This is a genomic window from Bacteroides sp. 2_2_4, from assembly GCF_000157055.1.
In the GTDB taxonomy this organism is placed as follows: domain Bacteria; phylum Bacteroidota; class Bacteroidia; order Bacteroidales; family Bacteroidaceae; genus Bacteroides; species Bacteroides ovatus.
Map to the genome: position 1 here is coordinate 278482 of NZ_EQ973359.1, position 10230 is coordinate 288711.

A 10230-nucleotide genomic window follows, 5' to 3' on the forward strand; every position below is an offset into this window, starting at 1 on the left:
GTTTGCCATTTTATATTGTCAGAGACCTCTATTTTGTGACCTCCGGTTATTTCCTCTTTTTGGGGCGCGCTTTGCATTTCATTGCATCTCGGATGCGCCGGTATATTTCAGTGCTGTTTTTGGGAAGCCTGTCACCGGCTTGTTTTTACTTTTTTCGGCGGTCTGTTCCGTACGGAATATCTATTTTAAAAGTACAGGGCAGGCAGTCCGCACTGCCCTGTTTTCTTTGAAAGTAAAGAATTTATTTAGATTTCGAAATTTGTAGTCCAGTATATCCACGGAGCAACTTTAATCTCAAAATGGAGATAGGCACCTTTCTTATCGATATCTTCTTCTTCATCCGGATCTTCGGGACCACCACCAGGATACCACGGTGTACCGTTACCATTCACCTTTGTCAGCGTAAGCGTATAATAGTTATTACGTACTACACCGTATTTCCCATACTCCATGTAAGAGTTGGCTGCATTGTCATGACGAATCTCATAGTAGTAATAGTTGAGACTCTTTGGATACCAATAAATGCAACCTTCTTTTTTACACAGTTCACCACCATTCTGAATGTTGTTGTCGTCAAGAATAGCCTGCGTAAGAGATGCAAAATCACCCGGATCATTGGTGGTAAGTTCAGATTTTATCTGAGTATAGAACAGTTCGCATGCCGAAACTAAAAGTTTCTCCTGGGCGGTCATAGGGTCTGAGGCTGTTTCTTTAGCTTTGGCAGGCGTATAAGCAGCCAGCAAGTCGGCAAAACTCTTGAAGTTTACAGAGTTAGTTCCGTTAGGAAGACGATACCAGTCATTTCCTAAAGTAAATTCACCAGACTTCCAAGGTGCATACTGTCCCTTAAGTACCAGACGCGTAGCCGCACCGAACTTCTGATATCCTGCGACCATCGTATTCTCGATACAGTATTTGTAATTATCACCTACAGTCGCACTTTCAGCAACCCATTCCACCTTAGGTTCGCGAGTTGCAGCATCGAGTGTATTCTTAATAATGCCTGTAAGATATTCGGTTCCACCCGCAGTCGTAAAGTTCGGGTCGACTGTATAGAAGTTACTTTTGTAAAATCCGGTAGTATGAGACGATGCTGTGGTAGTCTCCTTTGCAAAAGGAAAGAACAGGGAGTTGTAGTAATCTATAGTCCAATTTCCAAAATCAAACTGTCCTAGACTTGCATTTGTTCCATCTTCAAAAGGTCCAACTGCTAATGGACTGCCAATCATAACCTCCAATTTTGCAGCAAGGCGTTCTATCTCAAGAGTGGCCGGATTACTTTTCGCCGCATTCTGAGCTTGCGCTTCCGATTTATAGTCGCTGACCAAAACAATCTTGTCCGATACATCAAGCAGACATTCATCCTCCCATGCATGATTGGATGGATCTGAATCGGAATCATCGTAGAATCCGACATTAATCATTGCACAACCATTGGAGTGTACAACCTCCTCTACCAGATAAGCATTGTTGGGCTTAGTATTGTTTTCAGGAACTGTAATCATTCCATTGATGGTAGCATAGGTTGCACCCGCTGAAAGATTATCCAAGCGATCCTTTAATTGGTAACCTGGATTGGCAATAACAAGCAAATACTTTGTATTCGGATCCACTTTAACCGGAGTATTCGGAGTCGTAACTCCACTATTTGTTCCGAAAGAACTTGATCCCAATACCGTGGCATACTTAGTTGCCTTTTCATCCTTAGTCACCACCTTACTCGCATTGAACGTAATCAAATAGAGCTCATTAATCGCACTTTCCTCCTCTAAAGCCGTCTGTTCACCAGAAGCACGTGAACCAGGCATTTTGGGATTAGTCAGACTAATTGATACGTAAGCTACATCATAACCTGCTCCCCCTTCAACCTCCGGATTTTCCTCCAGATTCTCATTTGAACAACTTGCCAGTGCCGCAACAGCCAGCAATGAAACTAAAATTGATTTAATCTTTAGCATAATACAAAAAAATATTAGAATTAATACTTATATAATTTCCCACTTAATCAGTAAGTTTTACTTACCATTCTTTTTCATTTTAGCAGCATTAGCCTTCTTCCTGACTAATTCTTCCAGATTGCCCCTAGCTGCATCCAGACCTGACTGCTCTGCAAACTTCAAATACTTCTTCGATGATTCATAATCTCCCTTCATTAACATTAATATTCCCATAGCATTATTATATTCCGGCAAATTCTTATTCGAATTCACCATGCCCAGATAACGTTCAGCCGAAACCAATTCATTGCGTGATAAAGCGGCAGTAGCAGCATTTATATTTGCAATCTCACTCTGCGGATACATCCGGACAGCCGTTTCGAACACATCAATAAATTCTTGCGAGCCTGTCGGATAGGTATTAGCTACCAGAAACATTTCATTCAAGCTCAAATTCTGCGGACGCGTCTTGATAATCTCTTTTGCTTCCTCCACACTAAAATCCCTCACTTCGTAATTCACTTTGCAGATAGCCACACGCAAACTTGGGAAAATATACTTCAACAAGTATCCGTAAGGCGTCCCTCCGTGAAGTTGCATCAGTTTTGTTTCTCTTCCTTTTTCAATAGGTATGTTCCTGATAATATCCAGCACTTCGTCTTTATATTCCAATTCGATTGTTTCAAGCGCCTTCTCCAGTCCGTCCCAGTTTTCACCTCCAAAGACAATGTAGTATTGGTTTCTCGGAAAATCGTATCTGTATGCCAGATAATCCCGGAGCGCCATGGCACGTCCTTCAGACAGACGTTTGTTCGCTGCCAATGTTCCTTCCGGAGACGCATAACCGATAATATCCAGACGGTTCACTTTCACATTCGGATCGGACTTCAGCTCATCGATCATCTTGCGGATTTTAGCCAGTTCCTGAGGGTTATTCATGTATTCGGGACGAATATTGACTTTATTCACCTCGAAATCCAGAAAACATTCTACTTGAATATCCCGTTGTTTGGTTGCAGATAAGCAAACTGAGGAACCACTACATAAGGCGTCCATACACGTTCCAACGTCACTTTGCCAAATTCCTCGATGTTCATTAATGCCGTTTCACCGCAACCACATTCGTCACGCTGCATGTCCAGACGCGCATCCTTCATCCATGATTCGAACGGAACCAGATATTGATACCGAATCGTATCATTTCTTAGTTTTCCGGCTTTTTCCACTATATACGGCTTCTCATAGCTTCTCTTCTCCTTGGCGCTCATCAACGCAAGCCCACGCTCATACGCCAAATACTCGTCACGACCTTTAATAGAAACTTTCGGAAGATTCAGAGTGCGTCCGGAAGTCACCAGCCGCGGAATTAAATCCATTCCCCGGGCAGATTTCACTTTCACATTATTCAAAACAAAATCTATATCGACATGAATAAAATCACCTTTCTGTTCCAACCGCACCGGATTCACGGTAATGCCACCTTCGTAAGAGCGGGATTGAGCCATAGCTGTGTTTATATTCAGGCTGCAAACCACCAACATACACACAAGGAAACCTATATTTCTTATTATCATACTCCTTATTATTTAATTACATAAATAAGTGACACACTTGCTTTGGTAGGTCCGAAATAATTTTTGCTGCTTTCCTTCAATCTCGTACCACAGGTAGCGCAAGGATACTTGTCATATACAATGTGCGCATATCCCACTCCGACAGACGTTTCTATACTCCAGCGTTTTTTCAGAATCCACGAATATCCTACGGAAAAGCCACCGCCATAAAGATATCCCTGATAACGCGTATGCTGCATATTGTCACTGATAAAAGACCAGTCGGGCCACCCTCCTACATTGAAATCGGCATAATGTCCGTGCATTCCGATAAACATACGGCGAAAACTCTCACAAAACCAGTAACGAACTTCGGGTTGTATCCCCCAATGACGGAGGCGTTTGCCGTCGGAAAGTTTCCACGGATTATAATTGACCGGAATGTCCAGCGTCCATTTACGCACCAGTCCGATCTCCAACCCCAAATTCATGGTAGTGGTAGCGTCATACAGCAGATTGCTTTTCAACGCAACCTTCTGGGCATAACCCTCGGAAATAGCACATCCGAGCATGAATAATATGAGTATAGCAACTTTCTTCATTTATATCACATTTACTGTTATTTATTGCCCCAATTGAGTAACATCTATTTTTATGCGTTGCACATTACTGATGCCCGTTTTAACGGAAGACGCCATTGTTGTGAGATGTACGATTCCGTTTCTGGAATCCGCCTCTATATTGGGCAATACCTTAATATATATCTTACCGTCTTCAACGATAATGCGTTCTTCTCCTGTATGTTCCTCCGGCATTACGGAAGAATACAGACGGATCCAATTTTTAGCACTTTCATCCACTTCGCCCGTAAGGCAGAAATAATTGATTTCATATACCTCCGAATTTGAATTTTCAGTAGGCATGAGCTGAAGCGTACTTCCCGCAGCAGGAACAACTTTCCTTTGTCTAATATGAACTTCTTTTTCCAAATTTCCTGTTTTTAATGTTAGATACACATCATCCTGTCACCTGTTTCTCTTTGTCCTTCTTCATACTACATCAACCAGTCAGCCCCCATCTGTTACCGATGTTATTACCAGACCAAGTCCCTTGATGTGCAGACAGGTATTGTTCTGAATGCCGGACTCATACATAATATAATTCATGGAGATTGATTCTTGAGTGTCACTATAAGAGAGAGAGCCAAGCCAAGGATTGCTCAACGGCATAATCAACAACTTGGCATATATATCCGCACAAGTTGTCACTTTCGGTGTTAATTGAAAGAGAGTGCCGGTCACATTCGACCCCTGCACACACACCACAGATAATAAAAAAATCAAATATAAAAAACTGATTGTAAGTTTTGTTATTTCTCTCATTAATTCTCTAATATACTTTCCTCTACTTCTTATATATTTCTCTTTTTGCTTTTCTCTCAGGACAATATTTTTGTCCAAATCTCATATTGCAAATTTCGGAATATTAAAGGAGATACAAAATTGTATTCATTTCTGTTACAGAGAATCAATTTAGAATAAAGGGACTAATTATGTAGGTAGCGAACAACAAGGTTACGAAATTCACAACAAAAATATTCAATATCCTCATTTCTTTCGATATGCGAACATTTTAAAATTCCCAAGTTTCTTTCATAAAAACTTGGACAATAGAGGGAAGTTATAGTTTTCCGTGTCATTTAGACACAACTTAGGCACAAATTAGACAAAAGAACTAACTATTTTATACAACAAAATAAGCTAATAACTTGTATAATTTGTGCCTAAATGACAAAATACTCAATTTCTGTATATATAACTATCAGATTATAAGGTTTTACGCTCAGTTTCCGTAGGTGCCACCTCATCAGGAATACTGAATTCGCGATTAGCAAACAGATCAGCAAGTCCTGAAATTTGTTTCAGACGTAACAATTCATCACGATCCATACCAATATTTTTCATTATCCATTGATCGGACATACCTGCCTTATCAAGCTCCGCAACAATGTTGCACATCAATTCAATGTTATGCATTCCACGCGCACGGTTGTGCCGGATTGTTGAACTCATACGGTTAGACAAGTCTTTGTCTATCACCACAATCGGCAACAAACCGTTTTCACGCTTATAGATTCGTTGGGAAGTCTTCAATACCGTATAGCGATGGTAACCATCCACCAGGATATAACGGTCTTCATCTTTATTGTAGTAACATACACATGGCATCGTAAAGCCATCTTCCCAAATAGAAAGTTCCAGCAACTTCATTTCAGGCGGTGCAACGACATTCGGATTATAATCGTTCGCATATACTTTTTCTACGGGCACCGCTTTTACCTCGTAAACAGGGCTTTTATCTACACTCATGATACTATGATTCTATATTGTTCCATAATTTGACTTCTCTTACTCATCTCCTCCTTTGTAGGTGAGAATCCCATATATTTGCAGGCATGGTCATTCTTAAGAATACAAACGCACATTCGCTTATACGTGGGTATTTCTTTGAATTCCGGAATGTCGATATCATCCTGATATTCCATACGTACCGGTTTTTTCAACGTTTTGTAGTTACTGTTGTCCATAACGATAATTGGTACTTTCGCATCAATCAGCTTTTGGATGGTGGCATCACTCAGGCATCCGCCTTTTGTCCGCCAGAAATTCACGCTCACTGAAAGTTTCCGTAGATAATTCTTCCTCGCCCGCTCCGGCAGAGTAGACAACAAAAAATACATAAACTCGCGCCATGTATATCCTTCGGGAAGTTTCACCGATTGCCATCCCATTGCATGAGTACCACCATACATACCGGTAAAGTTCACACCGTTCACCCTTCCCACCATTTTACCCCAGGTATTAGGATCAAGCACCCGGTAAAGCTGCAAACTCTCTTGTGCCTCATTAATAAAGGGACTTGCTACACGCTGACGCTCCAGATTGACTCCGGCACGATAATAAAGATCGTATAAAACATTATAATCCCACTGGAATTTTCCATTGGCAGTCCATACATCCGTTGTTTTCCAGTCATAAATAGGGTAGGCATTATAAATATCGTTCCCTACTTTTGAAGTCCATTTATATTTATGATACATCTGGAATTTACGGCTCATATAGATACATCTCCACCGATTGAAACTTTCCTGTGTACGAATCCCGATCAGACAACAAGTGCGCACTGCATCATTTTTATTATGTATCCATTGCGCAAAACGCATCTGAAATTCATAATCCCACATGGTTGTATTATAAAAAGGAAAATCTTCTTTGGTCATTGCCTTTTTCGGCATGGAACGAACCCATATATTCTTTTTGCTGTCTTCCCACGGACGCCAAAAAGATTGATACATCGAGGTGCAGGTAGCCACACGGAAAGGGATGCATACCCGGTATACATCCAAAATATCCTTATTGGCCTCCAGCATCCGGTCTACATAGTCAATGGTCATTTTATACTGGATCTCATAATCCATGTGAAAAACTCCCAAACGTACCTTCAGGTTATTCTTCCGGATATAATCAATACACATATTCAGCAGTACCCCGCTGTCTTTACCTCCGGAGAATGACACATATATATTATCAAATTCATTAAATATAACTTTCAGTCGTTCTTGTGCTAATTCATATACATTCTTTGTGCCTGCTATTTTCTTTTTCGTCATAAGTTATCTATACATTTTTACATACCGTGTCCATTTCTTGTCCATCGATACAAATTCAAACTTTTCAAATGTTTCTTTATCTTGTACCAGTGTGACCGAATTGAGCAACCAACTCTCGGGCCTAAATTCCGCAACGATAGCGGGCAACAGATGTGACAGGATTTCCTCCCGTACGGTGCCTTCTGCCTTCACATAATAATTATTGATTACAGCTTTCTTCCGGCTTTTCTGTTCCACGGGGACGAAGCCCACCACTTCTTTATCTTCAATCGCAATGAACCACACATACTCTTCGCCCGTCTTGAAAGGGTAATTATTGTTTGCGCGTATCACTTCGGGATCCATCACCATCGGCGCTAAAAGCCGATATAAGTGTTTGTCTTTTCCTTTTAATCGTATTATCTGTATCATATCATTCAAAAATGGACACACAAAAATAAGGAAAAAATATCAAATTCGTCATTTCTGTTCCTAAAACATTTGTTTTTCACACTATTATCTCTATATTTCGATATTTTTGAAATCACCCATACGCCATTCCTCTTTCACGTTTAAAGTAAGTCAGTATAGTTGCAAAGCTTAAATATTCCCGTCCAGGAGTATGCAACCGACTTTTAAACTGATAGTAGGCAAAGATGACTTCGCATGCCAATTTATATTTGAAATGCAGCTTTAAACGGTGCTGCAAAAACTCAAACACCCGGCAGAGATATGCAAACACCTCCTCCACCCTAGCATTTGGAATCACTCGTGGAGCACGATTTACATCCGCTATATGCTCCATCTCATTAAGCACATATTCCAGTTGCTCAATTTCCTCACCGGTGTTTTGCATTGTACACTTCATTTGTTCTATTTTCTCTCCCTGATGGATGTACTGTTTTCGCTTTCGTTGTAAACGATCTTTTATTATTTCTATTCCTTTCAACATTATAAAATTTAGTTATATATAAATGGTTTGATATTACTGATTATTAATCGACAAAACTGCCATATAAAATCTAATTTCGAATGCAAATATAGAAAAGATTGTTTAAATAATTAGATTTTTATTTAAAAATATTCATACTTATTTTACATTTAAATTACCAGCATCAGAAAAACGTTTTTTTCATCCAATGAAACGAGTCATAATTTTGCGGCGTACTAAAATATTTTAAACAATGGATAATCAATCTTTTGACTGGCTGCTTCACGGTTGCCACGTACTATCCGAGATGGCAGTGGCTTATTTTCCCAACTATCAGGATAACTGATACAGACGATACGCTGGCAAATGCCCATACCCTCCTCGACCGATTGGAAAATGAATGTGGTACTGCCGAACATCTCTGTTCCACGTCACAACTCATAGAGGACACTATAAGTTGATAGAGGCCCGCATGGCCAGCAACAAGAACAGTGCTACAGGACTGACTACTGGATTTGCCGACCTTGACCGGGTGACATGCGGCTGGCAACCCGGTGAGGAGATCGTTATTGCCGCCCGTCCTGCGGTAGGTAAAACAGCATTTACACTGCATCTGGTACGTACTGCAGCTTCTGCCGGTTATCATATCGCTGTGTATATTTTCACATATACAATATTTTTCTTGATGAATAACTGACTATTACCATACATTACCGATGGCAGTATGGATTTAGAAGAACACACATTTGCAAGTCATCAAGAAAATCTTGAACCTGCAAGACAAGAAAGGAAGCGAAAATATGATTTGCATAAAATTTAAATAGTCTCTAACCAATAAGTCATCTTTATACAATGACGAGTTGTTTGACAAACTTCGTAGTTAGCAATACCGGAGCAACATTCACAATTACCTATGAATCAATTATTTACAACAACTCATTCATTTAAACAAAAATTGCCTGCTAAAAATTTAGACAAAATTTGGTCAAATATTCCTTTTTATTAATTAAAAAGGCTACAGTTTCACAAACTACTATTGGAATTCGGTCTCTTTTCCATATATTTGCGCCCGCATTTTTGATTTTCGAATGAACCTCCTTATTCAATTTACCAAAACTAGATAAAACGAATGGAAAAAATAAACGCAGTAATTACAGGAGTCGGAGGATATGTACCCGATTACATCTTGACCAATGATGAGATTTCCAAAATGGTAGATACTACCGACGAATGGATTATGGGGCGTATTGGTATTAAGGAAAGACGTATTTTGAAAGAGGAAGGACTGGGAACTTCTTACATAGCTCGTAAAGCTGTCAAACAGTTAATAAAACGCACCCGAACAAATCCGGATGATATTGATCTGATAATTGTAGCTACAACAACCCCTGACTACCGCTTTCCTTCCACGGCTTCTATTTTATGTGAAAGACTGGGACTGAAAAGAGCTTTTGCTTTTGACATGCAAGCTGTTTGCAGCGGTTTTTTATATGCACTGGAGACTGGAGCCAATTTTATCCGTTCTGGAAATTACAAGAAAGTGGTAGTTGTAGGCGCTGAAAAGATGTCGTCAATAATAAATTATGCCGACCGGGCAACTTGTCCGATTTTCGGTGATGGCGGAGCAGCTGTCATGCTTGAACCTACTACTGAAGATTTTGGCATTATGGATGCTGTGTTAAGAACAGATGGTAAAGGATTGCCTTTTTTGCACATTAAAGCGGGTGGCTCTATATGTACTCCTTCTTATTATACATTGGATAATCAAATGCATTATATCTATCAGGAAGGACGTACTGTATTCAAATATGCAGTATCCAACATGGCTGATGCCTGTGAATCTATCATTGCAAGAAACCATCTAAGCAAAGAAAACATCGACTGGGTAATTCCTCATCAGGCTAATCAACGTATTATCACCGCCGTAACACAACGTTTGGAAGTTCCTGTCGAAAAGGTCATGGTCAACATCGAACGATACGGTAACACTAGTGCCGGCACTCTCCCACTCTGCCTCTGGGATTTTGAAGATAAATTCAAAAAAGGAGATAACCTAATTCTTACTGCATTTGGAGCAGGATTTGCATGGGGAGCCATCTATGTGAAATGGGGATATGATGGAAAAAAGAGATAGCGATTATTCGCTATCTTCAAAATAAA

Annotated in this window: 10 protein-coding genes and 1 pseudogene; 2 read left to right on the plus strand and 9 right to left on the minus strand. The window is 40.1% G+C overall.

Annotated features, from left to right (window positions below; translation table 11 throughout):
- Window positions 1-245: 245 nt before the first annotated feature.
- From BSCG_RS16115 to BSCG_RS16075, 9 genes and pseudogenes are all read right to left on the minus strand, one after another.
- A complete protein-coding gene (locus BSCG_RS16115; RefSeq protein WP_032849480.1) occupies window positions 246-1958 on the minus strand; it encodes an Mfa1 family fimbria major subunit in 1713 nt (570 codons plus the stop codon).
- Window positions 1959-2015: 57 nt separating this feature from the next.
- A pseudogene (locus BSCG_RS16110) lies at window positions 2016-3511 on the minus strand (DUF3868 domain-containing protein).
- 8 nt (window positions 3512-3519) lie between these two features.
- A complete protein-coding gene (locus tag BSCG_RS16105; protein WP_004300438.1) occupies window positions 3520-4092 on the minus strand; it encodes a DUF3575 domain-containing protein in 573 nt (190 codons plus the stop codon).
- 21 nt (window positions 4093-4113) lie between these two features.
- Entirely contained in the window at window positions 4114-4479 is a 366-nt protein-coding gene (locus BSCG_RS16100; protein ID WP_004308193.1) for a hypothetical protein, read from the minus strand.
- Window positions 4480-4557: 78 nt separating this feature from the next.
- On the minus strand, window positions 4558-4950 hold the full coding sequence (locus BSCG_RS16095) for a hypothetical protein (protein ID WP_004306262.1): 393 nt from the start codon (window positions 4948-4950) through the stop codon (window positions 4558-4560).
- Window positions 4951-5316: 366 nt separating this feature from the next.
- Window positions 5317-5859, minus strand: coding sequence for an IbrB-like domain-containing protein (locus BSCG_RS16090; protein ID WP_004300435.1), 543 nt, complete (start codon window positions 5857-5859; stop codon window positions 5317-5319).
- Window positions 5856-7160, minus strand: a complete 1305-nt coding sequence (locus BSCG_RS16085) for a DUF3440 domain-containing protein (RefSeq protein WP_004306263.1) — start codon at window positions 7158-7160, stop codon at window positions 5856-5858. The genes BSCG_RS16090 and BSCG_RS16085 overlap by 4 nt, the downstream gene beginning before the upstream one ends.
- Before the next feature lie 3 nt (window positions 7161-7163).
- Window positions 7164-7571: a hypothetical protein gene (locus BSCG_RS16080; RefSeq protein ID WP_008647328.1), complete on the minus strand. Its 408-nt coding sequence runs from the start codon at window positions 7569-7571 to the stop codon at window positions 7164-7166.
- A 112-nt stretch (window positions 7572-7683) separates the two neighbouring features.
- A complete protein-coding gene (locus BSCG_RS16075; RefSeq protein ID WP_004300432.1) occupies window positions 7684-8091 on the minus strand; it encodes a hypothetical protein in 408 nt (135 codons plus the stop codon).
- 379 nt (window positions 8092-8470) lie between these two features.
- On the opposite strand from BSCG_RS16075, the gene BSCG_RS16070 reads away from it, so the two are divergent.
- Together BSCG_RS16070 and BSCG_RS16065 are read left to right on the plus strand one after the other, a co-directional pair.
- A complete protein-coding gene (locus BSCG_RS16070; RefSeq protein ID WP_225483439.1) occupies window positions 8471-8767 on the plus strand; it encodes a DnaB-like helicase C-terminal domain-containing protein in 297 nt (98 codons plus the stop codon).
- Between the two features lie 432 nt (window positions 8768-9199).
- Window positions 9200-10204: a beta-ketoacyl-ACP synthase III gene (locus BSCG_RS16065; protein ID WP_004300429.1), complete on the plus strand. Its 1005-nt coding sequence runs from the start codon at window positions 9200-9202 to the stop codon at window positions 10202-10204.
- Window positions 10205-10230 lie beyond the last annotated feature (26 nt).

Coding starts and splice junctions, on each gene's coding strand:
- BSCG_RS16070 (WP_225483439.1), top strand. CDS start 8,471: ATGTGGTACTGCCGAACATCTCTGTTCCACGTCACAACTCATAGAGGA.
- BSCG_RS16090 (WP_004300435.1), bottom strand. CDS start 5,859: ATGAGTGTAGATAAAAGCCCTGTTTACGAGGTAAAAGCGGTGCCCGTA.
- BSCG_RS16075 (WP_004300432.1), bottom strand. CDS start 8,091: ATGTTGAAAGGAATAGAAATAATAAAAGATCGTTTACAACGAAAGCGA.
- BSCG_RS16115 (WP_032849480.1), bottom strand. CDS start 1,958: ATGCTAAAGATTAAATCAATTTTAGTTTCATTGCTGGCTGTTGCGGCA.
- BSCG_RS16080 (WP_008647328.1), bottom strand. CDS start 7,571: ATGATACAGATAATACGATTAAAAGGAAAAGACAAACACTTATATCGG.
- BSCG_RS16105 (WP_004300438.1), bottom strand. CDS start 4,092: ATGAAGAAAGTTGCTATACTCATATTATTCATGCTCGGATGTGCTATT.
- BSCG_RS16085 (WP_004306263.1), bottom strand. CDS start 7,160: ATGACGAAAAAGAAAATAGCAGGCACAAAGAATGTATATGAATTAGCA.
- BSCG_RS16065 (WP_004300429.1), top strand. CDS start 9,200: ATGGAAAAAATAAACGCAGTAATTACAGGAGTCGGAGGATATGTACCC.